Source organism: Ktedonobacteraceae bacterium, from assembly GCA_035653615.1.
Classification (GTDB): domain Bacteria; phylum Chloroflexota; class Ktedonobacteria; order Ktedonobacterales; family Ktedonobacteraceae; genus DASRBN01.
Genome location: DASRBN010000022.1, coordinates 49786 through 73180, shown reverse-complemented (window position 1 = coordinate 73180; position 23395 = coordinate 49786). Strand labels below are relative to the sequence as shown.

Genomic DNA, 23395 nt, shown 5'->3' with positions numbered 1-23395 from the left:
GGACGAGATGAGCCCTTGTGATCTCAGGGCCGCAGGAGAGATTCTTCGCTATACTTTTGTAGATTCTATAAGTTGAGCTTCCTGCCAAATTGACCCGAGCTAAATACATGATTATAATGCTAGAGGAGTATTCCATTCTCCATAAGCATTCTTTGGGAGCAACCTTATGAATAAGCAGGACATCGAAAAGTATCTTCATATGCTTGGTCAAGAGCTACTACAACGTCAGCTAACAGGTGAAATTCTCCTGGTTGGAGGGGCGGTAATGTTGCTCAAGGTTCAGAACCGTGAGGTAACCAAGGATATTGATGCCTACTTTAATCCAGAGCAAGCCAATACTATTCGTGATGCCGCCCGCGTTGTAGCTGAGCGCGAAAGGTTGCCTGAAAATTGGATTAATGACGCCGCTAAGGGTTTTTTCTACACGCAACCACCAACTGCACTCTGGGCAGAGTATCCTGGCTTACGTATCTATATTCCTTCGCTGGACTATTTGTTTGCCATGAAAGCAATCGCCGGTCGCCCGCAAGATATCGAAGACATGAAAGCATTAGCTCGTGATCTGAAACTATCAAACTCGAACGAAGCGTTAGCACTGGTCAAAAAGTATATACCCGAGCAATTATTAGTCCCTAGAATAGAATACATGATTGATGAGCTTTTTGAATAATCGTTTCCGCGAACGAGGAGAAGTTTTAGATGCCCGCATCTTCATATAACTGGCATAGACAGACTATCGCCGAAACGTTTGACCGCATCCGTGGCAGGAACAGCACCACGCCTTGGGTCGCAATCGGTGATTTCTTAGATGATTGGAAACGCTCTGCTGTCGAAGACCGGCTAGAGTTAGTGACAGAACCGATAGCATCGGCTTCTTCCCCTGAAGAGGAAAAATGGGCTGCCTTCTGCGCCGCTATGGTCGAATGGCTTTGCTGGCAAGATAGACTGCCTTTCCCGACTTGGACGAGTCAACCAGACTACAGATTACAAGAGCCCTGGTTTCTTTATAAGGGATGGCGATTGCGGGCCTGGCAGCTGGCAACAACGCCTGCCCCTTTCAAGATGCGCAACATTTTTGGTGGTGACCGTATGCTTGATAGGGTATGAGTTTGAGCAATTATCTCATTCGATCAGATAGCAAATTCCGCCGGCTCCCGAAGCTTTCAGTTTTTTTCCGCCTGAAAACTTGGGGAGCCGGACGTTTTAATGAGAACCAAACACTAGCAGCAATCAATGCTGGATACGGAGCCTGAGATTGGGATGCAGGCTTCCCGGATGAGGGATTATAAAACTCACCCCCGGACGAAGCTGACCAGAGCTGCACCCCGGTCTGAGCGTTGAATGCATACAGATTCCCATTACTCGAGCCAACATAGATTACTCCATTGGCTACGGCTAAAGAGGAAAAGGTGGAACCACCGATGGCAACCGACCAGAAACGTAGCAAGCGATATGTTTTTGCAGCTCAAAATCACCAGCCCAAAATGCTTGACAGCTGATACTCTCATCCCTTATATTAGTGTTACTTTTACACTAAGCTGCCATGAAATCGGGCAACAGGATAAAGGTATAATAGACCTTAGAATGGCGGCGGGTGTGAGGGTCTCAGCGATTCTTCTAATGACAGCGAAATACAACAGAAAGAGATTTTGGGCTGGATATGGAACAGACGGAACAGCAGAGTGGCACAGCAAATAGCGCGCATGCCGAAAAGCAAACTCCTGAAGCGAAGGCACATCACTACGATGCCAGTAAATATGAACGGCCATCCGTGACCGTGGATGTCGTGATGATGAGCCTGCGACAGCGTGATCTTCAGGTCCTGCTGGTAAAGCGCCGTTCCTGGCCTTATGAAGGCATGTGGGCGATTCCTGGCGGATTTGTACAGATGGACGAATCGCTGGAAACGGCGGCCAAACGCGAGCTTCAGGAAGAGACAGGTGTTCACGATGTGTACCTGGAACAGCTTTATACCTTTGGCGATCCGGGACGAGATCCACGCACGCGCGTCATTACCGTCGTTTACTTCGCCTTGCTGGACTCCGAACGCTTGCAGGTCAGGGCCGCGGACGATGCAGCCGATGTACGCTGGTTTTCGATGTACAATCTGCCGCCACTCGCTTTCGACCATGCCCAGATTCTCGAATATACCCTCACACGCTTGCGTGGTAAGCTCGACTATACGACAATTGCATTCAATCTGCTGCCTGAGCAGTTCACTTTGCGCGAGTTGCAGCGCGTTTACGAGATTATCCTGCACCGCAAGCTGGATAAACGCAATTTTCGTAAGAAGGTTCTCTCGACCGGCATCCTTGAGGATACAGGCGCCAAAAAAATGGAGGGAACGCACCGCCCGGCTCGCCTGTATCGCTTCAATCCTGCCGCGGAAGCCAAATTATAAGTTTTCAATTTGCCAGCCAAAAGGAGGCATGCCATGACGACCTCAACCATTCCTAGCAACTTCATAGAACGCTCTAACGAATTCTTATCCGCCCTCGTGCAATGGGAGCGCGATCTGCCGCGCATTTCCTGGAACGATTTGCGCGAGGATGCGCAGCAGGGACACGTTGCCCTGTTCAGCGTCGATATGATTAATGGTTTCTGTCACCAGGGGGCGCTATCCAGCCCGCGGGTCAATAGCATTATTCCGGCAGTGCGAGCGGCTTTCGAGGGCGCCTATGCAGTTGGCGTGCGAGACTTTGTGCTTGCCCAGGATTGCCATACACCAGATGCAGTAGAGTTTGCGGATTTTCCACAGCATTGCCAGGTTGGCACCGGCGAGGCCAACACTATTCCCGAACTGGCAAACCTGCCTTTTGCCGACCTGTATAAAATTTTTCCCAAAAATTCTCTCAGCGCATTCCATGGGACGCACCTGCAAGAATGGTTAGATACTCGTCACGACCTGCGAGCCGCGATAATCGTGGGAAATTGCACCGATCTTTGCGTGTACACAATGGCTATGCATCTGAAGCTGCATGCCAACGCACATAACTTGAAAATGCGTGTCCTCGTGCCTGCGAATGCCGTGCAAACCTACGATATGCCCGTAGAGACGGCCAGGGAGCTTGGGGCGTTGCCGCATGATGGGGATTTCCTGCACCTGGTTTTCCTTTATCATATGCGGCTGAACGGCGTTGAGGTGGTGCGCGAAATCGTTTGATAATGCAATTACGCCTTTTGACAAATTGTCGAAGCCGTAGGGACAGTGGGGGACAGACACAGTGCTAATCATTACGCCAGGGGCAGCGTGAAAATAAAGGTTGAGCCTTCGCCAGGTTTTCCGCTGCTCTCGACGCGAATCGTCCCTTTCATGGCCTCGACAAGCTGCTGCGTGATATAGAGTCCAAGCCCGCTTCCACGGACGGTACTCTGCATATCGCGATCAAGACGCACAAACTTATCGAAAATCGCTTCCTGCTTTTCAGGTGGTATGCCATATCCATGGTCTATCACATGTATCTCCGCCATATCCTTTTCTGACAGCACTTTTGCCCTGACACAAATGGGCGTTTTAGGGGGTGAGTAGCGCAGGGCATTGGCAATCAGGTTGCGCAGCACCTGCTTCAAGCGGGTCTCATCGGCCAGCACATGAACACCTGGCTCAATGTCCACTTCCGTTTTCCGTTCCTCTTGCACAATGATCGGCTCGAAGAGATCGACAACCGAGTTAGTGATCTCCCGCAATTGCAGGCTAGTTGTGATCAGTGTGGCCGTATCGAACTTTATACGGCTCGCATCCATGATATTTGCCTGCAATAACACGAGTTCATCACAGGCGCGACGGGCCTTGCCCAGAAAAGCGCGCCGGAGCTCCGGATCAACGCCTTCATCAAGCTCTCCGAGCAGTTCCAGGTATCCCTGTACGATGGTGAGCGGTGTGCGCAACTCATGGCTGGCGGTCGTCAAAAAGGCATCTTTGAGCTGGTCAAGTTCACTGAGTCGCTCATATGCCTGACGTAATTCATGAAACAGGCGCGCATTCTCGCGCGCCGCTTCCGTCTGCTCATTCAGACTGCCCAGGAGCCGGGGGTATGCTGAACCCATCAGGCCGATTGCCATGCACACCAGGGTAGAAATACCAACAATTTTCAGCCAATTGCTATTGGAAATCAGATTGCTATCCCAGGACTGTGTCAATGTTGTCCAGATAGCCAGTATACTCGCCACTCCTCCTATAACTGCACAAAGATAGAGGACCCAGGGCCGCGTGATGAGCAATTCGCGTTTCTTCGCGAAAAGCTCATGAAAGCGTATCAAAAGCAGCGGTACATCCAGGAAGAGGAAGACCATCGATATGCACCAGATGACGGTTGTAGTCGCCTGGCTGATGTTGTACGTATCCGCGGAGAGCGCCAGCGGATCGATACTATACAATAGAGGACTTATAAAATACGTGAAGATGGCAATAAGGCCGACCAGTACGATCTGAACGGTAGTAGCGCGATGAGGGACCGCATAGCGATTCACTTTGGCCAGGCCCGGAGGTAAACGGTGATCTAATGCCGAAACAAACAAAATGCGGGAAAAAGTCACATTATAAATGACTGTAGCGGTCATGAAGAAACCGATGAAGATCAAACCGACCAGCACAGCAGCAGGCAGGCCGAAAACTGCTCTGACCGCCAGAATTGCCGAGTATTCCAGGCTGGCACTGCTTGTGGGTACTACGACCATCACTCCGAATGTTCCCAGGAGATATGCCAGCAAAACCAGTAGCGGCCCCCAACGCAAAAAGAGCGAAACCGCTTTCGATTGTTGTGTCTCAGCGGCCATGTTCATTGGCACTTCGACGCCAAGCAGGGCAAGCACAATCACTCCATACAGCACGATATTTTGCCCACCAAAAGTCATGCTACCGCTCGTCAGTGAGACCCGTGGGGAATGACCGGCCAGTAGCCATACGCATCCCGCCAGCCCGACTAAAAAAATACTGATGCCATAGAGCAAGATTATCCATTTAGCGATCTTCATAATCCAGCGCAGCGAAGCAATAGAAAGCAGGCCGGCAAAAAGTAACACGATCAATACAACGATCCCCTGCTGCCACGGGGTCGTCAACCAGTGTGCCGGAGTGCCGTAAATTTGCGTTGAAATACCTTGTAGTAGTGAGAGGATGATATCACTGGTAGAGAGCAGTACCAGGATACCGGGAAACCAGGCGCAGAATCCGGCGAAGAAGCCCCATAAGGGGCCGAGCGCGCGATGCGTCCAGACATAAATCGCGCCATCCACGGGCATGAGGCGATACAATTGCCCGGTGATGATTGCTCCGGGTATGAGAAATGTTATTGTGCCAATAATCCAATAGAGGTAGATGGTGCTGCTCGCGCCCTGTGCTGCCTGCACGACGGAAGCATTCGGAATGAACAGGACGATAGCTATGAAGATGACGAGCATATCTACCCGCGAAAGTATGCGCGGTAAATACTCGTTTGTGCGCTGCTCTGAGCGCAATGGCTCACCTATGGCGGCTTGTAAAACAGTCGGCGTGTACTGCCCGGCCTGCTTTTTCATCGTTCACCCCGTCCTGGCGCCCTGCTTAGATTCTTCCCCTTCGTTCCTCAGGGCCTCGGCTCACACGCTCAGCATGATATGCCCCTGGATTTCAGAATGACACCCAGGGCATATCATGCTGAACGCATACCGCAGACCTATCATTCTCAGCCCATATCCTCGCATGTCATGCTGAACGCATACCGCAGGCCTGTCATTCTCAGCCCATATCCTCGGCCTGTCATGCTGAGCGCATACCGCAGGCCTGTCATTCTGAGCGCAGCGAAGAATCTCCCACCCTCACCAATCTCAAATCCTCTTTCGAGAGACTGACCTTGCGTCAGTATAGCAGCAAAACACTTAGAGGTAAATATACAATTACCTGTGTTCATGAGGCGAATCAATTTCCAGTAATTGCAGTAAATCAGTCAGCGAATGCACTAGCAAGCAATCGACGTTTGATTCTTCTAATGTTCGTTGGCGATCAAGTAGTACTGGTGTTATGCCAACAGCTCGCGCCCCTAACACATCATGAATATAGGAATCTCCTACATGCAGTGTATAATCGGCGATACTGTTAGCCCTCTGAAGCGCTCGCTCGTAGAGTGTAGGGGAGGGTTTTGCATGACGCGTGGCGGCTGAGATGAGCAAGCAATCGAAGTAGTCTGTGAGGCGAAGGCGCCGGAGAATAGCGCTCAGGGCAATGCCCCAATCGGAGATGACCCCCAGGGTGTAGTTCTGTTTTCTCAACGCTTCCAGGGTCGGTAGTACATCGGGATACAGTTGCCAGCTGGTATGCTGGTCAAACTCGCGCGTGATTGCTAATGCCAGCTGGTAGAGGCGTGGCTCATCATGTTCCTCAATGAATGGGCGGAGCAGGTTCATATAATATCCCACCCAGAACTCGGTAATCGTCTCCTCACTGGCCCAGGTCTGGTAGCGTTGTCTTGTCTGGCGCCAGAAATATTCTTCGGCATCAAGCATACGATTTTTGACTTCGTCCAGGTGCAGGTGCAAATGCAGCCGCTCACATACCTGCTGGCAAATCTCCGCGGTAGAAGGGTTGGGATGTAACAAGGTATAGCCGGCATCAAAAAAGATGGTGCGGATTGCTTGTGGCTGCTCGAGTCCCATGATTGATTCGCTACCTATTGTAATCTAGTAATGCCCCCTTAAGGGCCGATAATGAAGTTCCACAAGCAAAATCGATAAGTACTCTTCAGGTCATGTCATTCTGAGCGCAGCGAAGAATCTACGCCCAGGGTGACTGAGATTCTTCGCTGCGCTCAGAATGACATGACCTGAAGTACCTGGATCACCGGTTTTGATCGTGAAATCTCTTCATCGGCCCTCGTGGTTCATTTTTGATTTTTATACACCTGGTCAGCAGCTGCCAGCGCCGCTCCAACTTCGGGTTGGAAACCACAGCGCGGCAAGACATGTTCGAGCGCGGCCAGAACGGTATCGACATTTTTACGGCAGGAATTGTAGCCCATCAGGCCAATACGAATCAAACGGCCTTTCAGCGCGCCGAAGCCACCGCCTATCTCGATGCTATATTCATCTAGCAGCGCCTGGCGAACCGCCTGCTCATCTATGCCTTCGCGCAGGATGATCGCCGTCAGCACCGGCAGTTCATAACCGGGCTGTGTAAGAATATTCAGGCCCATTGCCTTGACGCCGGCTCGTAGCGCCTCACCATTCAGCTTGTGACGCGCCCAACGCGCCTCAAGCCCCTCTTCCAGGACGATGCGCAACGCTTCATGCATTGTATACACTACATTGCTGCATGCCGTATGGTGATAGGTATGGTCGCCGTTCCAATAGCGATGAAGGTCTTGCAGGTTCAGATAATAACTCTGGACGGGCGTTTTGCGATTCTTAATGACCTCTTCCGCGCGCTCATTCAGCGTGACGGGCGCGAGACCGGGCAATGCTCCCAGGCTCTTTTGACTACCGGCGTAACAGGCATCGATCTTCATCTGATCGACGTTCATTGGCACACCGCCCAGTCCGCAGACGGCATCCACCACAAAAAGCGCTCCATGCTGGTGCGTGATACGTTCCAATTCGTCCAGCGGTTGCAATAGACCGGTCGAGGTTTCCGCGATGGCCGTGGCAAATAGCTTCACGCCGGGATGTTCTTGAAATGCCTGCTCGAGTGTTTCCGCTGCAAGTGGCTTGCCCAGTTCAGTTTCCAGATTGACCACCTTCGCGCCTGCCCGCTCAGCGATTTCAACGATCTTGCCACTGAAGAAACCCAGGCTGCCGGCAATAAGCGTATCGCCCGGCTCGAGCAAATTACTCAATACTGCCTCGGCTCCCGAGAAGCCGGAGCCGGATACACACAGCGTCATCTCGTTTTTCGTCTGGAATACCTGGCGCAAAAACTGCGCCGTCTCTTCGAGGATCGCAAAAAATTCCGGGTCGATATGCCCAAGCTGCGGCGCCGAGGCGATGCGCAGAACGCGCGGATCAACATTACAGGGACCAGGGCCAAGCAGCAACCTGTACGAAGGATTGATTTCGGGTAGCGCGTTTTCGTACATTTTACTCTGACCCATTACCAATTGTGCCATTATTGCCTTCCTTTCAATGAGAGATGCATTCCCTCGCATCTCCTTCGTCATGTTGGGGGCCTGTCCTCAGACAGGTCATCCCTGATTGGTAACTCCCTGATCCCAGCCAGTCCAGGCTCTAGCTGGCTTTACCGTTGCCGCTGTTGCCGTCTTCCTCAAAGAGGTGCTGCAACTTGTCCGCCTGATCGACTGTGATCAGGTTATCGATAAACTCGTCAAGCTCACCATTGAGCACGCCGGGTAGATTATGCCGCGTGAAGCCGATGCGATGATCGGTCACGCGATCCTGCGGAAAATTATAGGTGCGAATCTTCTCGCTGCGGTCGCCGGTCTGAACCTGCGAGCGGCGCGATTTGCTCAGCTCTGCCTGCCGGCGAGCCTCTTCCAGGTCCCACAGGCGCGATTTCAAGACCGAAAGCGCCTTGACCTTATTTTTCAATTGCGACTTCTCATCCTGGCAGGTCACAACCAGCCCTGTCGGCAGGTGCGTAATGCGCACGGCGGAGTCGGTTGTGTTGACACTCTGACCGCCGTGACCGGTAGAGCGGTAGACATCGACGCGAATATCGGTATCTTTGATATCGATGTTGATGTCCTCGTCAACCTCCGGCAGCACGATCACCTTGGCCGTCGACGTATGAATGCGCCCGTTGGCCTCCGTCACCGGAACGCGCTGCACCCGATGCGTCCCGCCCTCATACTTCATACGGCTATACGCGCCCTTGCCTTTGACGACAAAGGTGATATCTTTGATGCCGCCCTGCCCGGTTTCATTGATATCCAGAATTTCAATCTTCCAACGATGATTATCGGCATAGCGGCTGTACATGCGGAAGAGTTCGCCGGCGAAGAGGGCCGCCTCATCGCCGCCAGCGCCGCCCTGGATGGTCACAATGGCGTTTTTCTCATCCAAGATGTCTTTGGGCAGCAGGGCGACCTTCACCTCGTTAAGCAACTGCTCTTTACGGGTTTTCAGGCGTTCCATCTCTTCAAAGGCCAGGTCGCGCATCTCAGGCTCATCGCTCTCATCGTACATTTCCTGGGCTTCGGCATACTGCTTCTCATTCGCTTGCAGCTCGTAATATTTTTGCGCAACCTCCTCGAGTTCGGCGCGTTCGCGGCCATATCGCTGCAACTGCGAAATATCTTCGAGTACTTCGGGTTGCGACATAAGCGTATTCAGTTCTTCATAGCGTTGTGCCAGGCTGGCAAGTTTATTCATCAAGTCCATGTGTGGTTCTCCCAAAATCTCCTCATCCCCCAACAAGGCGCACCGGCGAATGATGGCGCTTGTGACCCTCGTACATCATGGTATCACATTTTAAGACACGTTGGGACGGATGAAATGGTGCAAAGTAACGGCAAAATATGCAGGTAGGCTCTTATACCGCGAGCTTCTACAGATGTTGGAGCGTATGACGAGGCGTCGCTACCCGGCGGCGAGCAGGTAGCGTTCGACGGTGGCGCGATGTTCGGGTCGCACCCCGGAGATATATGCGGTTGAGGTAAGTGGTAATGATTTCATACTGCTACAGATTATAACATATTGGGAGCGGTTTCTATGCCCAAAGCCGTTGAATATACTATCCCTCACAAAAGGCGGGAAAGAGCAACATCATTTTTAGGAATTTTGAATCTCGGTATAGAAGGTACTCTCAGAAAGGTTAGACGGCAGAGATAGCCCTTCGTTGTTGATGGGTTTAACTACCTCTCCTCGAATAAGGAATCTTCCCGTTGGGCCTCCCACAACATAGTAATTGCCAGGGCTGAACTCATGGAGAAAGAGTACTGCCTCTTCGCCCACCTGGAACAACGGGTCATCTTCGGCAACGTAGCGCGTATTGTTCGTCACTCCCCCCTCCTGTTGAACAATGATGCTTGTACTATTAATCCTTTTGTGTGGGTCCCACAGAATTTTCTGAATCTGAAAGGTAAAATCGGTCATCACAAGACTCGGTGATGGAATCGTTTTCGAGATACCCATAATAGTTCCGCTCACCGCAACATCTGAGTCGTGCTTGAGGCTTTTTAAATCCTGATACAGCCTCGACCAACTTGGATAAATAGTAACGGTTGTCATCTTTTGTCCCTGTGCTGGTTGTGAGGCTGATGTACATCCACTCAGGAGCAGTGTTCCCCAAATTGCAAAGCCGCTAAGTAACACGATACTCACACGTCTGAATATCCGGTTCTTTACCGGAAAGGTTGGCTTCAGATATCCTTTTTTCATTGTGACCTTTCCTTTCTCTTCATGCCTTTCTGCCTACTTCTGTTGAAGAAAACCATTGCTTGCTTGAAAACGAAACAGATCAGCACTCCATCCTAATAGAGTGCATTTATCCCGTTTTCGTCATCAGTCTGTGGAGTATCAATTCCACATGTGTACCAGCGTGTGTAGGAGGCAGCAACCATGATAACACAACCACTTGCGTGAGCTAAACCCACGCTGTGACCCAGTTCATGTACTGCTATACCCTGTATTCTCCCGTCCGGATAGTTTTTCGTATCTCCTGTGAAGTAATAGTTTAGATAAGTGTTGGCGTAGGTGAAATAGCCGTTGCTGGACCCATAGTTGGTCCAACCGTCCAGCGATGTACCACTATTGTATGTGTCAGTAGTATAACCCATTCCTGCTCCCGAAGCAAAGAAGATTAAAGCACGATCATCATTATTCCAGGCGGCAATAGCGTTTGTATAGGCCGTCTGGTCATAGGTGGTAGCAGGTCCTCGCTGCACGTAAATGTATGCACAGCAATGACCTGGTGCTGGTTGACCAGCCCATTTAGGACCCTCCAAATTGTATGCCAACACTTTTCCGCTTGACAGAAATAGTATACAGATACTCAAAAGGCTTGCAGTAGCTGGCAATAGTGTATGTCTTTTACCAAACTGGTGGGGTATGGGCAAGAGAAATTTTCTCACTTTTTCCTCCTTGAAAAGCAACTTATACGAATTGTCAATACGCATCTGAGAAGAGTATACTCAAAAACAGAACTACAAGAGATAATCTATACCCGACTTTTAGAGGAACTGATCCCCATTTTCTGGGGAACTAGTTCCCAACCTGAAATCCTGCACCCAAAAGTAGTTTTCCCTCCATACAACCGGCTTAATAAAGGCCTTACTTGTTACCAAAGTCCCTTATTCGGAGACTTTAACAAGCACATACCCCACCTCCCGCATCAAGAAGATTTGTAACTGGGAATGTAGCTTAGCCAATTTGGTACGAACACCAGACAATGCTCGATAGACCGGTTTCAGTTCTCGTTTGAATGCCTCTGCTCCCGCTTGCTGAGCATTGTGTATCCTTGAACGGCAAGCTGCGGACGAGAGTGCGGTAATGCTTGCGAGAAGGAGCTCATAAGGGGCGTGATGCGGATAAGATTGGAGCAGGGTTAGCAAAATATTCCATTCGTTTCTCGTGAACTCCTGTTGGGCAATGATATGAGGCACAGCGGCGCTCAGTAGACTCAACATATGGGTATTTTCATTCAACTCCAAAATACAACCCGTTGGAGCAAGACTCTTCAAGATGGACGCATCAATGCAGCTTTGTCTCGTCTCAACCATTTCATCCCTGGATTTATCCACAGTCATAGTATCCGCCCTTTCTTTTTTACGAGACCTTCCCTGCTTGCACCCTTTGCAAAGGGTATATAATCTTGCAGAGTTTCCGATAAAAAGGATAGCGACCCACTAACATGAAAACCTTCAAGCCTCACTTCCCATGAGAAACGTTTAACACATCCTCAGTATACCCTGCATTTCGGGAAATATCCATAAAAATCTCGTTTAAATATTGAACTCGACAAAATTTACAAGATGACTTATATTGTAAATACATGTTACGACAATGTTGTCGTATTTGTTCTCATTTGGTTTCTATGCCCAAAGCCACTGCATGTCCATACTTATCTATCAAAGATTTGAGGGGCTTCTGGGTAGGTCACTTCAGGTTGATCATACTACGATTGCGTGTTTCGCTGCTGTTCGTGTACTTGATCATTTTGCTGTGGCTCTTGTGGCGGTTGGTATCCTTGCTGGTAAGGTTGATAAACCGGTTCCACTTGCGGTTCCTGCTTACGCCACGAGTTGCTTACAAGCAAACGACCAACGAAAAGGTAAATGAATGCTCCGATTGGTTGGGCAAAGAGGATGACAAGCAGCCAGAGGATTTTCTCGGTCATATTCAATCTTTTGTTCGTTACGCAATCAATAAGCATCCAGACCCATATGAGTAGGATTACAATAACGACCAGAAGAGGTATCCAATGATTAAACAACTATATCCCTCACAATCTAAACAATGACCTGGGACATTGGAAATTTTGTTTTTCGCCTGGAGCGCCGAGGGTGTGCGTGTGAATGTGATGACATAGTTTACACGGCTCTTCAATATCCGAGAGTTCCAATAATCAGGTACTCTACTCGCTAATATCGGATACATTACAAAGGAGCAACATCCCAGAGTTGTTTACCGATCAAGGTATGAGATGGATTATAAAATTCAAACTCTATGGGAGGAGAACATGGACTGAGCAATAAGATAACGCCGTCATAGACCTCATCTTCTTCCACTGGCCCCGAAGCAGGTATCATGCGCACATGCGCAACATCATATCCATTGGCAATCAGGTGGCCATACAAAAACCAATATCCAGCTACTACTTCCCCTCCTGACAGTTTTATCCAGGGTTGAGACCCATGCTTGCCCCGTTCCTCCTCAGTCGTGGCCAATCGATTCTCTGTTTTCAGCCGAAAGCCGGATGAAGTTGGCCATATACCGGCGACATCTTGATCTGAAGCTGGTAGGATACAATACGCCTCATCCCATTGTTGCCCTGTTGTACTCATATAACGGACGGCATAGGCTTGTAAATTTGGAAGAATTTTTTCTTTCAAAAAGAGAATGGTTTCGACTTGAGCGAGGACTCCTCGTTCCTCTCTCCGTGATTTTGTATTAGAAAGGTAATCAATAATAACCTGCTTTGGATCATTCGTTGACATTTGGATAACCTCCCTTTCCTGATGGCTATACAAGAGCGTTTTGGCTTCTAGCTCAATCAAGAGTATATCATGTTTTCATAGGATAACAAAACTTAGAAGAAGATTTATATTGTGTATAACATATTATGACTTTTCTTGCTATGCCTGTCGTCAACCATCCTGCTCAACACCCCATTTCCAACCCCTCATAGCAATTTCATCCAGCATATGCTATCCTCTATTACAAGCAAAGAAATGAAGAGGTGATCCCATAACAATATATTCGCAAAATCGAACCTCAGAGCAGGACAATCAGAGCAAAGGAGTATCTACCATGTCAATTAGCTACCACGATGTCGAAAAGCTCCAGGCTCTCTATCCTGAGCATCAAATCGAATTGAGAGAAGGTAAAATTATTCTTATGAGTCCATCAGACGCTACATCAGGCGTCATCGGAATGCGCTTCGGTCTGCTATTGGGTAACTGGGTATATAACCACAATCTGGGGCAAGTTCTTGATGCGAGTTCTGGTTTCCGTTTGCCCAATGGCGATTTGCTTTCTCCGGATGTCTCTTTTGTCTCGCGTGAGCGGCTTAAACGAACTCCTCGCACCTATCTGTCCGTTGTTCCCGAGCTGATTGTCGCAATCAAATCCAGCCGGGATCGCGTGCGTGAACTGGAAGAGAAAATAGCTGTATTCTTAAGCCAGGGTACACAGGTAGGCATCCTCATCGACCCTGATGCCCATACCGTTTCTATCTACCGCGCCCATGCACCAGATAAGCATGCCGATACCGGAGAGCCTGCGTCCAAAGTAATAACGCTACACGATGGAGATACGCTGACCATCCCCGAACTCTTCCCCGGTTGGGAAGTACCCATTTCCAGCATCTGGCCTCCCGTCTATGAGTAATTCTGTTATCTAATCAACCCGTTTTAAAAGGAAATAAATTTATGCCCCGCATCATTCTTGACACCGACCCCGGCATCGACGATGCATTCGCATTGTTTCTGGCCCTGGCCTCGCCTGAAGTACAGCTCGAGGCGATTACGACCGTTAGCGGCAATGTGCATGTCGATTTGACGACACGCAACGCACTGGCATTATTGGAACTGGCAGGGCGCACGGATATCCCGGTCGCGCGTGGGTGCGCGCAGCCCCTGGTGCGAGAGATAGTGAATGCCGGCCATGTACATGGGGATAATGGGCTTGGGGGAGTGATGCTGCCCGAACCGCGCACTCGGCCGGTAGCACAACACGCTGTCGAGGTGATTATCCAGAAGATTATGGCGGCACCCGGAGAGATTACGCTGGTACCGATTGGGCCATTGACGAATATCGCGCTGGCGCTGCGTACCGAGCCGCGCATTGCTGAAGCTGTACGCGAGGTGGTGATTATGGGTGGCGCATTACGCGTGCCAGGCAACGATACTCCTACTGCTGAGTTTAATATTTTCGCCGACCCTCACGCTGCGCATATTGTCTTGCATGGCGGCTGGCCAATACACCTGGTTTCGCTCGATGTGACGACGATAACATCGCTGCAGCGGGAGCAGGTGGATGCGCTGGCGCAGAATGGCAGCCCGGTTACGCGCTTCATGCGGCAGATGCTGGATCATTATTTCGATGTCTTCGGGCCGCAGTATGGCGTTACCGCTTTCCAGATGCATGACCCGCTTTGCCTGGGTGCTGCTCTCCAACCGGATTTTATCACCTGGGAGCCATCCTTTGTGGATGTGGAACTGGCGGGCACGCTCACTTTAGGCGAGACAGTGGCTTATTTTAACCGTCCAGACTCTCCCCCACCCAACGTACTTGCCTCTGTAGGGGTTGACGCGGAGCGCTTTATCCGCTTTTACCTGGAACGGATTGGGGAAACGTTTCATGATGAGTTTTAATAATCAAAATTCATCATGAACTTTTTGACAATCCCCAGCATATAGGCTATAGTTAAGAAGGAATAATTCCGACCAATTTACCTGGAATAAGACGAAAGGATCTGGATAGATGGCAGAGATTAATGAAGCAGAGGTCATGGATGCACTGCGCGAATGTTATGACCCGGAGATTCCTGTGAACATTGTTGACCTTGGCCTCATTTATAATGTTGATATCAATAATGAGACCGGCCACGTTGATGTTACGATGACGCTTACCGCGCTGGGTTGCCCTATGGCAGGCGAAGTGATTGAAGAGGTCGAGATGCGCGTGGGAGAAGTAGAGAACGTTAAATCGTGCAAAGTCAACATGACGTTCGACCCGCCCTGGTCGCCTGACCGCATGACGGAAGATGCGAAATGGGAACTCGGCATGGTATAGCCGGCAAGGTCGAGGAACGAGGACAGGGACCAGCCACTGTCCCTACAGAATGGATTCCTGTTCGCTCAACTTTTGAATCGCCCTGTAACAGGTACCAGAACCGCTTTCAAGCCGCAAAACTTGTGCTATAATTGCTGATCATAACCACATGATTGACCAGAAGCATGGTCAAATAATGGACGGGTAAAGAGATGGCAATTGAAGGACCTCAAACGGGTGATATCCGGGCGACTTTAGCAATCAGCCAGGAAGAGGCAAGAACCGGAAGCAGCCGCACGCTTAATTTACCAGGCGGGCGGCGCATTATTGTGCCTGTACGCGCAGGCATTCGCAATGGTGAGGAGATTCGCCTGAGAGGACAGGGCGATATGAGCCCCTATGGCGGCCCTCCGGGTGATCTTATTCTCACCGTTTCTATTGCGTCCCCTGAACAGTCTGGCAGCCAGCCAAATTATCCTGCCGGGCAGGGCAATGCGACAGAGTTCATGCCGATCCAGCCTTCACCGGCTCCGTTTCCTCATTATGTAAACGCGCCGGTTGAGCCAACGATTGCATCTTCTCCCAGTTATGCGACTCCGGGGCAACAGAGCAATTACCCCAATTATACTGCTCCAGCACAAAGTTCAGGACAGCAACCGCTATTTCTCAATCAAGCCCAGGCTCCCGCCGGCTACGCGGGATATAACCAGGGAGGGACGCAAGCAGCGCCGCCATCCGTTCCACCGCAGCGCAAACGGTCGGGGTTTTCTGCCGGTGTTGCCTTGCTGATCGTTCTACTGGTTCTGATTTTGATCGGGGGTAGCGTGGCCGTCTATATTACCCAGGTATACGAGCCACAAAAAAATGCGCAGGCAACAGCTACCGCTCAGACTCAGATCACCGGAACTGCGCAGGCCCAGATCACCGGAACTGCCCTGGCTAACGGTCAGGCAACAGCGAATGCAATCAGCACCTCGCAAGCGATCGCAGGAGCTACTGCCACCGCGGCGGCTTCCGCCAGCGCTGCCGCTTCAGCTACCGCCACAGCTTTACAAAGCTTCTACCAGCAGGTTACGAGCGGCAGTCCTACTACTTCAGACCCTCTGAATGCTCAAGACAATAACACCTGGGACGAGTTCCCTACAAATCCCAGTGGCGGCAGTTGCGGATTCTCAAACGGGGCCTATCATTCGATGATCAACAAAACGGGACTTTTCCAACCTTGTTACTCGCAGATATTAAACTTTGATAATTTCGCGCTCCAGGTGCAAATGACGATAGTGCAGGGAGATGAGGGCGGCATTGTCTTTCGGGCAAATAGCTCAAGCTCTATGTTTTACCTCTTCCGCATCAGTCAGAACGGAGCTTACGACCTGTATGTTTATGTAGATGCACAGGGGTCACACGCACAACACTTGCTAAGCGGCTCCTCTAGCATTATCAATACAGGAAACCAGACGAATACGATTACGATCATTGCCCAACGTGGTAATCTCTATTTTTACGTTAATCAGCAGTACCTGGATGGCACAACCGATTCGCGCTACACTTCTGGGCAGATCGGTTTGTTCGCCGAGAGTGATACCAAATCCACAGATGTTGCGTTCAACAACCTTCAGGTGTGGAAGTTATCATAAGACCCGGTTCATTTTTCTTTTCTATGCTGGCGATCATTGTGAAATGGGGTTCAGTAGCATGATCGGCATCCTGAAATCATCGCGTACATTGCAATTTTAATCAAAGGGGGAAGTAATTTATGTATTGTAACTGGTGTGGATCTCGGCTTCCAGCAAACCAGGAGACCTGTCCTCAGTGTGGTAAGGTTACGCCTGCTGACATTTCAACTCCAACCCTGGTATCTGTCAATGCGGAGAGCAGTTCGCAGGAAGCTGTCCCTCCATCCTATGCTCCCGGCCCTTTCATGGAATTTAGCGTACCTGATGTCGTTAGTCAAGCGCCAGAATCTGTTCCGAATTATCCGCCGCAGAGCCCTTCCTTAGCAATGCCACAGGTACCTCCGGGATATGCCCGGCCATTTCCCATGCCCGCGGGCCAGATTGAGAACGGCTCAAAAGTAGCACAGAGGCAACGGCTTTCTCGTGGAATGGTTATTCTTCTAGTGGTAGTTGCTCTTTGCGTTATTGCTAGTGGAATCGGGCTTTTCTATTACGCAGCCATAGCACAACCTGCAAAGCTACACGCGCAAGCAACCGCCACTGCTCAAGTGATAGCGAAAGCATCGGCTACAGCTTTCGCCCAATCACCGCAGGGTATATACGAACGTGCCATTCACCAGCCTGTGTTAGTGAATCAGACACTTGCAAATAATGATGCCGGTTTCTGGGACGTTATCAACAGACCTTATGCCTCATGTAGTTTCATCAATAGCGCTTATCACTTACGAGTTTCAACACAAAACCACTGGTTTTACTGCTCTTCTGTAGGATTCTACACCGATTTTGCTTTTCAGGTACAAATGACTTTCATCCAGGGCTCCGCCGGGGGTATTCTGTTCCATGAAACCGGGCCGCAGCTGAGCTCGTATGTCTTTGCTATCGCTAAAGATGGCAGCTATTTGCTGACCATGATCGAAAACAATGCCGTCACCGCTACTTTAGCTTCAGGACATAGCCCGGCGATCCGGGCAGGGCTGAACCAGGCGAATCTTCTGACCGTGGTAATGCAGGGAAGTAATATCTACCTGTACGCGAACCGGCAGTTTCTCACGAAGGTGACCGAGACCACCCTTACGGGAGGATACTTTGCTTTGTTCGCGAGTACGGATATATATACAAATTCGGCAGATATCGCATTTACAAACGAAACCCTTTGGGATTAAATATCTACGGCACACAGGTTGTGAGGAATAAAGATGCCCGATGATTCCCAGACACACGTAGACAAAGTAGAGGAGCCATTTCACGAACAACCGACAGTAAAAGATCTGGCTCCTCTACCCAAAGAAGTTGCATACTCCTGGCCCCCGCCGCCGCGAACCATCAGGAAGCGCCAGGGGATTTCACCGGGTATGATGATCCTCATTATTGTACTTGCGACCGCCCTGATAGGGGGTGGTCTGGGCCTTATTATCTACGCAGCAACCACGCAGTATCACACCCAGCTTACGACCCAGGCCACAGCTCAGGCGCAGTCAACGCTGTCGGTGCAAAATACGGCTCTGGCAAAGACACAGGTGGTGGTGCAGGCGACAAATTCGGCCCTGGCAACCGCACAGGCCGGTATTCTCGCCACTGCTACCGCCCAGGCCGGAGCAACCGCCACGGCAGGCGCGATCAGTAATTTAGGAACGGCGACGGCGACAGCATTGGAAAATTTGCTGTCCAATGATACAACCGGAAACCCTATGCTCACCGACGCTTTGACAGACAATACAGGCGGCAACCGCTGGGACGAGGGTCTTACAGGAAACGGAAATACTGGATGCTTCTTTAACCAGGATTACCATGCGCGAGAAGCCCAGACCAACTTCCTCCAACCCTGCTACGCGGATGCCACCAATTTCAGCAATTTCGTCTATGAGATACAGATGACTATTGATCAGGGCAGCCAGGGTGGTATCCTGTTCCGTGCTAATAAGTCACAAGGCCAGTTTTACCTCTTTCGCGTGGGGGTAGATGGTTCCTTTACGCTTGAAATCTATAACAATAATACGTCCGTGAAGATGCTAAGCAGCGGAGTCAGCGACGCCATCAACGCCGGATATGGCCAGCAGAACGACGTAGCTGTTCTCGCCGATAAAAACTTGCTCTATCTTTATGTCAATCAACAACTGGTTACCGCTGCGACCGATAGCGCGCTCAGCGCCGGGCAGATCGGAGTGGCAGCAATTGATTATGGTATGCCGACCGAGGTGGAGTTCAGCAACGCGCAGGTGTGGAAGTTGTGAAAGATATTGACGCAAACAATCATAATTAACTATAATGCATCCAGATTAGCATTCAGTCAGGTAGATGAGTAAACCGGTGAAGAAATGGAGTTGGATATCCATGAACAAGCGGATCATAGGGAAAATATCATTACTGGTGCTTTCTCTGCTCATCGTCATCTTCGCGGGCATATCCATTGCCGCGCATAGTTCGTCCAGTCCCGGTTCATCTACGCAAACGGCAGCAACCTCTACCCAGGTCAGCGATCCCTTTCCTACCCAGCAAGTTTATAACCAGGCTCCCTTGCCAGGCTCGGTAACTGTACACGTCTTGCTGATTGACTACAAGATTATTTCCTCGGTGACCGTTTTTCATGTTGGTGTCCATTACCACTTCATTATTACCAATGGCAGCAATAACTATCATGCTTTCACCTTCATACCCGACAAGCCCAACGGCACTCCGGAGAATATCTATACGCAGTATAACGACATGCTTATCGGGATTGACCTTATCTATCCGGGAACAGTCGACGCTATCAACTACACATTCGCGCCTTCGACCATGGGCCGTTATGAGATGGCCTGCCAGATGCGCGGGCATTATCTGGCAGGCATGAGGCTACCTGTCTCTGTGGTCAAGTAGGCTCGATCTATGACCATCTTTATCAAAACTCCGATCACATCATACGCAGAAAGCGAGAAGATATATGTCCACATCATTTCGTGCATTCGTCGTCAATAAAACCGGCGATAGTTTTACTGCCCAGGTGCAGCAGTTATCGCAGAATGACCTGCCAGCCGGCGAAGTACTGATTCGTATTGCTTACTCAAGCGTGAACTATAAAGATGCCCTGGCCTGCATTCCAGAAGGAAGGATTGTGCGCAGCTATCCGTTTGTGCCGGGCATCGATCTGTCAGGAATCGTCGTCGCATCAAGCGATGCCCGCTTTTCTGAGGGCGACAAGGTGATCGTCACAGGCTACGACCTGGGCGTCTCCCACTATGGCGGCTTCAGCGAATATGCGCGCGTCAAAGCCGATTGGATCGTACCACTGCCAGAAGGCCTGACGCTCAAAGATGCCATGACTTTCGGCACTGCCGGCTTCGAGGCGGCTCTGGCACTCGACAAACTGGAAAAAATGGGACTCAAACCAGAACAAGGCCCTGTTCTGGTAACAGGCGCGACAGGCGGAGTCGGCAGTATGGCCGTCGGCATGCTGGCGAAGCGAGGGTATACAGCCATCGCCAGCACAGGTAAAACGTCAGAGCATGCCTACCTCAAGGAACTGGGGGCAAGTAATATCCTCAGTCGTGAAGAAGTCTCAGCTGAGAGCAACCGTCCGCTTGAGAAAGAACTATGGGCAGGCAGCATCGATTCTGTTGGCGGCAGCACCCTGGCCTATCTTATCCGCACGACAAAATACGGCGGCTCGGTCGCAGCTTGCGGTCTGACCGGTGGCACAGACCTGCATACTACCGTCTTCCCTTTCATCCTGCGCGGCGTCAACCTGCTAGGCATCGATTCGGTCTTTTGCCCGATGGATGAGCGCCGCAAACTCTGGCAGCGCATGGCAACCGATCTTAAACCTGCCGCGCTCCATAGTATGATCAATGAAGTAACGTTGGACGAGCTGCCACAGGTCACCGCCTCGCTGCTGAAAGGCGAAGTACGTGGACGCACGGTAGTCCAGCTGAGTGATGAAGCATAGAGCGTAGAAGGAGACTCTTTAGCATGGTCCTGCCAGCATTTGCGAACTTTTTTGTTGCCAGTGCCAGCGCCGGCGCCGCCCTGGTCGGACTACTTTTCGTCGCGATTTCTATTGCGCCAGAACATACGGTTATGGTTGGGGCGCCTCTGGAGCGGCAGGCCGTTGCTACGAACGCTTTTGCCTCCTTGCTGAACGCATTCTTTATCTCCCTGGGAGCATTAATCCCCTTTTCAAACCTGGGGTGGGTGACGGTGATAATGAGCCTTATGGGTGTAAGTGGCAGCCTCAGCATGGGATGGAACTTGTTACGGCACCGCAGGCGCTGGCAGAATGTGCTGCGCAATATGCTGCTGCTTGCAGGCAGCTTCATTGTCTACGGATACGAATTTTACTTCGGTGTGAACCTTATCAAGCAGCCCCGAGATGTTGGAAGTCTGATCGCACTCACGGAGTTGATGTTGATTGTATATGCCCTTGGTCTCTTTCGTGCCTGGGAACTGCTGGGCGCGCGTAGATTTGGCTTATTAAGCTGGCTCAGTCCGCTAAGAACTCTGGACGAAGAAAGCGCGACTCACTCATCAGACCAGCAGCCATCACAGGCAGATGCATTGAAACAGGGAAGCTGATTTTTTGAGAGAAGCCATAGCAGGGCCATCTACCAATCGAACTTATCGATTAAAAATGTCCGGCTATAATGCAGCAGTATGGGGCTTCCATGGGGGCAAACCGCCGGAGCGGTGGCATTCGCCAATGCGTTTATCAGCGAACGTTGCTCGTCGAGGCCCAGTGTTCGCCCGCGTCGCAGCGCCGAACGGCAGGCCAGGCCTATAAGCAGGTGGTTCTCCCACTCATCGCTATCCTCAGCGGCAATTCGCGCCAGTTCCGACAAATGTCCCGCCAGTTGCTCCTGCCCTACACCACCCGGCACCGAACGAATCAGGAAGCTACGTCCGCCGAAACGCTCGCATTCCAACCCCAGGCCACGTAACAATGGCAAGCGCATTTCGAATAACTCAGCTTCGTGGCGCTTCAATTCAACAATGACCGGCTCCAACAGCAGGTGCGATCCGGTCCATTCCTCGCCTTGATTTTCTTGCGAGCCTACCCCGGCGTAGGTGCGGCGCAGGTGTTCGTAAATGACCCGCTCATGCGCCCGGTGCTGGTCAATCAGGTACAGACTGCCATCCGGCGCCTCGGCCAGGATAACCGCCTGCTGCAACTGGGCCAGAGGACGCAGTGTGGCCAGCACCTCAGCTGCACCCGGGTCAGACTTTTCGACCGAGTAATGCTCCGCCGATTCGGAAACATGCAGTCCTCGTCGCCTCACACCAGGTAAACGACGCTGATAAACCAGTTGAGGGCCGGGAAACTGCGCCTCTTCCGGTAAGGCAGGGCTTCGTTCTAACACCCCCTGTATCGCCTTCGTCACTGCCTCGATCACCTCGGCCTCGTGCAGCAGCTTTACCTCTGTCTTGGCAGGATGCACATTGGCATCCACATCCCCAGCCGGGAGATCGACATGCAGCACCAGCAACGGGTGTTTGCCCTTTGGCAGCAACCCGCGATAACCCGCCTCGAGCGCTTCCTGCAATGGCCGGGACTGCACCCAGCGCCCATTGACGAACAGCGTTACATGCTGGCGATTATTCTGGGCCAGCGCGCGATTCCCAATGTAGCCATGCAAAGCAAACGCATGAGCAGAATCTTCAGCGGCATTGACCGCTATTGGATTGAGCATTTCAGCAAGGGGAAGATGGTAGAGTTCCGCGAGTGTGGTAGCGAGATTTCCAGAACCGCCCGTCTGCAGGGCCACATGTTCTTCAAGGGTTAGGTGAAAGCGCACACCTGGATAACCCACCGCGTAACGGCGCAACAATTGCTCGATATGCCCGGCCTCGGTACGAGCGCCGCGCATAAACTTCAAACGAGCAGGCACATTATAGAACAGGTCGCGCACAGTTACTGTCGTGCCATGCAGACGCGCTTTCCGCCCGCGCTGCGTCACTTCACCCCCGCGCCAGGTAACAAATATCGCCGGGTGTTCCTCGCCCATTGTCTCGGTTTCGATGGCGCGGCTCAGCAGTGTCAATTCTGAGACGGCGGCAATACTCGCCAGCGCTTCGCCTCGAAAACCCAGCGTATGCAGGCGTTCCAGGTCTTCGACGCGATTGATTTTACTTGTGCTATGACGCGCGCAGGCTCGGTCCAACTCATCTTCAGGAATGCCATAGCCATCGTCGGTCACCCGGATCAGCCGCAAGCCACCGCCACGTATTTCTACGCGAACCTCGCTTGCTCCGGCGTCCAGAGCATTCTCTACCAGTTCCTTCACCACCGATACAGGCCGCTCGATCACTTCGCCCGCCGCTATACGTTCGGCAACATCCTGGGGCAAGGGCAGAATAGGTGCGCGTGATGAGTAGGTTATAGACATTCG

23 protein-coding genes are annotated in these 23395 nt (G+C 51.2%); 13 read left to right on the top strand and 10 right to left on the bottom strand.

The annotated features are described in order from the left end of the window. Nucleotides 1-166 precede the first annotated feature (166 nt). The 4 genes from VFA09_12035 to VFA09_12020 all read left to right on the top strand — a co-directional run bounded on the left by VFA09_12035 (nucleotide 167) and on the right by VFA09_12020 (nucleotide 3163). Nucleotides 167-670, top strand: a complete 504-nt coding sequence (locus VFA09_12035; protein HZU67997.1) for a DUF6036 family nucleotidyltransferase — start codon at nucleotides 167-169, stop codon at nucleotides 668-670. A gap of 29 nt (nucleotides 671-699) precedes the next feature. Then, nucleotides 700-1107 carry a hypothetical protein gene (locus VFA09_12030; GenBank protein HZU67996.1) on the top strand — a complete coding sequence of 136 codons (408 nt, stop codon included), beginning with the start codon at nucleotides 700-702 and terminating at the stop codon, nucleotides 1105-1107. 553 nt (nucleotides 1108-1660) lie between these two features. Continuing rightward, nucleotides 1661-2401 (top strand): NUDIX domain-containing protein, encoded by a 741-nt coding sequence (locus VFA09_12025; GenBank protein ID HZU67995.1) that lies wholly within the window; start codon nucleotides 1661-1663, stop codon nucleotides 2399-2401. A 33-nt stretch (nucleotides 2402-2434) separates the two neighbouring features. Beyond that, on the top strand, nucleotides 2435-3163 hold the full coding sequence (locus tag VFA09_12020; protein HZU67994.1) for an isochorismatase family cysteine hydrolase: 729 nt from the start codon (nucleotides 2435-2437) through the stop codon (nucleotides 3161-3163). 71 nt (nucleotides 3164-3234) lie between these two features. Here VFA09_12020 and VFA09_12015 read toward each other — a convergent pair whose 3' ends face one another. The 9 genes from VFA09_12015 to VFA09_11975 form a co-directional block, all read right to left on the bottom strand. Further along, nucleotides 3235-5517, bottom strand: a complete 2283-nt coding sequence (locus VFA09_12015) for an amino acid permease (GenBank protein HZU67993.1) — start codon at nucleotides 5515-5517, stop codon at nucleotides 3235-3237. Between the two features lie 357 nt (nucleotides 5518-5874). Then, the gene (locus VFA09_12010; GenBank protein HZU67992.1) at nucleotides 5875-6630 is read right to left on the bottom strand and encodes an HAD-IA family hydrolase; all 756 of its coding nucleotides are present in this window, start codon (nucleotides 6628-6630) and stop codon (nucleotides 5875-5877) included. Between the two features lie 224 nt (nucleotides 6631-6854). Continuing rightward, complete coding sequence (locus tag VFA09_12005) at nucleotides 6855-8075, bottom strand: alanine--glyoxylate aminotransferase family protein (GenBank protein ID HZU67991.1); 1221 nt, start codon at nucleotides 8073-8075, stop codon at nucleotides 6855-6857. Nucleotides 8076-8193: 118 nt separating this feature from the next. Next, nucleotides 8194-9306, bottom strand: a complete 1113-nt coding sequence (gene prfA / locus VFA09_12000; protein ID HZU67990.1) for a peptide chain release factor 1 — start codon at nucleotides 9304-9306, stop codon at nucleotides 8194-8196. 390 nt (nucleotides 9307-9696) lie between these two features. Then, on the bottom strand, nucleotides 9697-10305 hold the full coding sequence (locus VFA09_11995; GenBank protein ID HZU67989.1) for a hypothetical protein: 609 nt from the start codon (nucleotides 10303-10305) through the stop codon (nucleotides 9697-9699). A 92-nt stretch (nucleotides 10306-10397) separates the two neighbouring features. Next, nucleotides 10398-10997 carry a M57 family metalloprotease gene (locus VFA09_11990; protein HZU67988.1) on the bottom strand — a complete coding sequence of 200 codons (600 nt, stop codon included), beginning with the start codon at nucleotides 10995-10997 and terminating at the stop codon, nucleotides 10398-10400. Between the two features lie 219 nt (nucleotides 10998-11216). Beyond that, nucleotides 11217-11672 carry a hypothetical protein gene (locus VFA09_11985; GenBank protein ID HZU67987.1) on the bottom strand — a complete coding sequence of 152 codons (456 nt, stop codon included), beginning with the start codon at nucleotides 11670-11672 and terminating at the stop codon, nucleotides 11217-11219. A gap of 368 nt (nucleotides 11673-12040) precedes the next feature. Further along, nucleotides 12041-12298, bottom strand: a complete 258-nt coding sequence (locus VFA09_11980) for a PLD nuclease N-terminal domain-containing protein (protein HZU67986.1) — start codon at nucleotides 12296-12298, stop codon at nucleotides 12041-12043. A 223-nt stretch (nucleotides 12299-12521) separates the two neighbouring features. Then, the gene (locus VFA09_11975) at nucleotides 12522-13082 is read right to left on the bottom strand and encodes a hypothetical protein (GenBank protein HZU67985.1); all 561 of its coding nucleotides are present in this window, start codon (nucleotides 13080-13082) and stop codon (nucleotides 12522-12524) included. Nucleotides 13083-13395: 313 nt separating this feature from the next. On the opposite strand from VFA09_11975, the gene VFA09_11970 reads away from it, so the two are divergent. From VFA09_11970 to VFA09_11930, 9 genes are all read left to right on the top strand, one after another. Further along, nucleotides 13396-13974 (top strand): Uma2 family endonuclease, encoded by a 579-nt coding sequence (locus VFA09_11970; GenBank protein ID HZU67984.1) that lies wholly within the window; start codon nucleotides 13396-13398, stop codon nucleotides 13972-13974. 41 nt (nucleotides 13975-14015) lie between these two features. Continuing rightward, entirely contained in the window at nucleotides 14016-14960 is a 945-nt protein-coding gene (locus VFA09_11965) for a nucleoside hydrolase (protein ID HZU67983.1), read from the top strand. A 109-nt stretch (nucleotides 14961-15069) separates the two neighbouring features. Further along, nucleotides 15070-15381 (top strand): iron-sulfur cluster assembly protein, encoded by a 312-nt coding sequence (locus VFA09_11960; GenBank protein HZU67982.1) that lies wholly within the window; start codon nucleotides 15070-15072, stop codon nucleotides 15379-15381. 191 nt (nucleotides 15382-15572) lie between these two features. Continuing rightward, nucleotides 15573-16997 (top strand): DnaJ C-terminal domain-containing protein, encoded by a 1425-nt coding sequence (locus VFA09_11955; GenBank protein HZU67981.1) that lies wholly within the window; start codon nucleotides 15573-15575, stop codon nucleotides 16995-16997. A 365-nt stretch (nucleotides 16998-17362) separates the two neighbouring features. Beyond that, nucleotides 17363-18199 (top strand): hypothetical protein, encoded by an 837-nt coding sequence (locus VFA09_11950; protein HZU67980.1) that lies wholly within the window; start codon nucleotides 17363-17365, stop codon nucleotides 18197-18199. Between the two features lie 33 nt (nucleotides 18200-18232). After that, complete coding sequence (locus VFA09_11945; protein ID HZU67979.1) at nucleotides 18233-19267, top strand: hypothetical protein; 1035 nt, start codon at nucleotides 18233-18235, stop codon at nucleotides 19265-19267. A 100-nt stretch (nucleotides 19268-19367) separates the two neighbouring features. Continuing rightward, nucleotides 19368-19892, top strand: coding sequence for a hypothetical protein (locus VFA09_11940; protein HZU67978.1), 525 nt, complete (start codon nucleotides 19368-19370; stop codon nucleotides 19890-19892). A gap of 64 nt (nucleotides 19893-19956) precedes the next feature. Next, nucleotides 19957-20958 carry an oxidoreductase gene (locus VFA09_11935; GenBank protein HZU67977.1) on the top strand — a complete coding sequence of 334 codons (1002 nt, stop codon included), beginning with the start codon at nucleotides 19957-19959 and terminating at the stop codon, nucleotides 20956-20958. A gap of 23 nt (nucleotides 20959-20981) precedes the next feature. Then, entirely contained in the window at nucleotides 20982-21584 is a 603-nt protein-coding gene (locus tag VFA09_11930) for a hypothetical protein (protein HZU67976.1), read from the top strand. 29 nt (nucleotides 21585-21613) lie between these two features. Here the strand turns inward: VFA09_11930 and mutL are convergent, their stop codons facing one another. Next, nucleotides 21614-23392 carry a DNA mismatch repair endonuclease MutL gene (gene mutL, locus VFA09_11925; GenBank protein HZU67975.1) on the bottom strand — a complete coding sequence of 593 codons (1779 nt, stop codon included), beginning with the start codon at nucleotides 23390-23392 and terminating at the stop codon, nucleotides 21614-21616. Nucleotides 23393-23395 lie beyond the last annotated feature (3 nt).

Bases quoted from the DNA above. Each gene is read 5' to 3' on its own strand.
- VFA09_12035 (HZU67997.1), top strand. From the start codon at position 167: ATGAATAAGCAGGACATCGAAAAGTATCTTCATATGCTTGGTCAAGAG.
- VFA09_12030 (HZU67996.1), top strand. From the start codon at position 700: ATGCCCGCATCTTCATATAACTGGCATAGACAGACTATCGCCGAAACG.
- VFA09_12025 (HZU67995.1), top strand. From the start codon at position 1,661: ATGGAACAGACGGAACAGCAGAGTGGCACAGCAAATAGCGCGCATGCC.
- VFA09_12020 (HZU67994.1), top strand. From the start codon at position 2,435: ATGACGACCTCAACCATTCCTAGCAACTTCATAGAACGCTCTAACGAA.
- VFA09_12015 (HZU67993.1), bottom strand. From the start codon at position 5,517: ATGAAAAAGCAGGCCGGGCAGTACACGCCGACTGTTTTACAAGCCGCC.
- VFA09_12010 (HZU67992.1), bottom strand. From the start codon at position 6,630: ATGGGACTCGAGCAGCCACAAGCAATCCGCACCATCTTTTTTGATGCC.
- VFA09_12005 (HZU67991.1), bottom strand. From the start codon at position 8,075: ATGGCACAATTGGTAATGGGTCAGAGTAAAATGTACGAAAACGCGCTA.
- prfA (HZU67990.1), bottom strand. From the start codon at position 9,306: ATGGACTTGATGAATAAACTTGCCAGCCTGGCACAACGCTATGAAGAA.
- VFA09_11995 (HZU67989.1), bottom strand. From the start codon at position 10,305: ATGAAAAAAGGATATCTGAAGCCAACCTTTCCGGTAAAGAACCGGATA.
- VFA09_11985 (HZU67987.1), bottom strand. From the start codon at position 11,672: ATGACTGTGGATAAATCCAGGGATGAAATGGTTGAGACGAGACAAAGC.
- VFA09_11980 (HZU67986.1), bottom strand. From the start codon at position 12,298: ATGCTTATTGATTGCGTAACGAACAAAAGATTGAATATGACCGAGAAA.
- VFA09_11975 (HZU67985.1), bottom strand. From the start codon at position 13,082: ATGTCAACGAATGATCCAAAGCAGGTTATTATTGATTACCTTTCTAAT.
- VFA09_11970 (HZU67984.1), top strand. From the start codon at position 13,396: ATGTCAATTAGCTACCACGATGTCGAAAAGCTCCAGGCTCTCTATCCT.
- VFA09_11965 (HZU67983.1), top strand. From the start codon at position 14,016: ATGCCCCGCATCATTCTTGACACCGACCCCGGCATCGACGATGCATTC.
- VFA09_11960 (HZU67982.1), top strand. From the start codon at position 15,070: ATGGCAGAGATTAATGAAGCAGAGGTCATGGATGCACTGCGCGAATGT.
- VFA09_11955 (HZU67981.1), top strand. From the start codon at position 15,573: ATGGCAATTGAAGGACCTCAAACGGGTGATATCCGGGCGACTTTAGCA.
- VFA09_11950 (HZU67980.1), top strand. From the start codon at position 17,363: ATGCCACAGGTACCTCCGGGATATGCCCGGCCATTTCCCATGCCCGCG.
- VFA09_11945 (HZU67979.1), top strand. From the start codon at position 18,233: ATGCCCGATGATTCCCAGACACACGTAGACAAAGTAGAGGAGCCATTT.
- VFA09_11940 (HZU67978.1), top strand. From the start codon at position 19,368: ATGAACAAGCGGATCATAGGGAAAATATCATTACTGGTGCTTTCTCTG.
- VFA09_11935 (HZU67977.1), top strand. From the start codon at position 19,957: ATGTCCACATCATTTCGTGCATTCGTCGTCAATAAAACCGGCGATAGT.
- VFA09_11930 (HZU67976.1), top strand. From the start codon at position 20,982: ATGGTCCTGCCAGCATTTGCGAACTTTTTTGTTGCCAGTGCCAGCGCC.
- mutL (HZU67975.1), bottom strand. From the start codon at position 23,392: ATGTCTATAACCTACTCATCACGCGCACCTATTCTGCCCTTGCCCCAG.